The sequence below is a fragment of the Scandinavium sp. M-37 genome, assembly GCF_043558715.1.
Classification (GTDB): Bacteria; Pseudomonadota; Gammaproteobacteria; order Enterobacterales; family Enterobacteriaceae; genus Scandinavium; species Scandinavium vulneris_A.
This window is the reverse complement of the sequence record NZ_JBIGIN010000105.1, coordinates 1-530: the sequence shown is the minus strand read 5'-3', so window position 1 is coordinate 530 and position 530 is coordinate 1. Positions and strand designations below refer to the sequence as shown.

The following is a 530-nucleotide window of genomic DNA, read 5'->3' as shown; positions in this document are numbered from 1 at the left end:
TCGAACACACCTTCTTTCCTTTCTTATTACGGAGAAAGGAAACAGTGTGTCGTTTCAATTTTCAGCTTGATCCAGATTTTTAAAGAGCAAAACTTCGCAGTGCACCTTGACAGGTACACTCTGAAGTTTTCAGTTTCAGCAGTAAATGATGGTGGAGCTATGCGGGATCGAACCGCAGACCTCCTGCGTGCAAGGCAGGCGCTCTCCCAGCTGAGCTATAACCCCATCGCAAAGACTAAATCTCATTACCGGTAATTTAAACTGAGACAAGGCGTGGAAGGGCGAAGCATACTGAAGTATGCGAGTCGTTTCACAACGCAGTATCAGGATAAATTTGGTAGGCCTGAGTGGACTTGAACCACCGACCTCACCCTTATCAGGGGTGCGCTCTAACCACCTGAGCTACAAGCCTGCAGAGATTTTTTACTGCTTAATTTTCATCAGACAATCTGTGTGGACACTACAAAGGCAGGTTCTTTAAGGTAAGGAGGTGATCCAACCGCAGGTTCCCCTACGGTTACCTTGTTACG

Annotated in this window: 2 tRNA genes; both read right to left on the bottom strand. The window is 46.8% G+C overall.

The features are described 5' to 3' along the window. Positions 1-149: 149 nt before the first annotated feature. A tRNA-Ala gene (locus ACG0Z5_RS23895) sits at positions 150-225 on the bottom strand. Positions 226-335: 110 nt separating this feature from the next. Next, a tRNA-Ile gene (locus tag ACG0Z5_RS23890) sits at positions 336-412 on the bottom strand. Between the last annotated feature and the right edge of the window lie 118 nt (positions 413-530).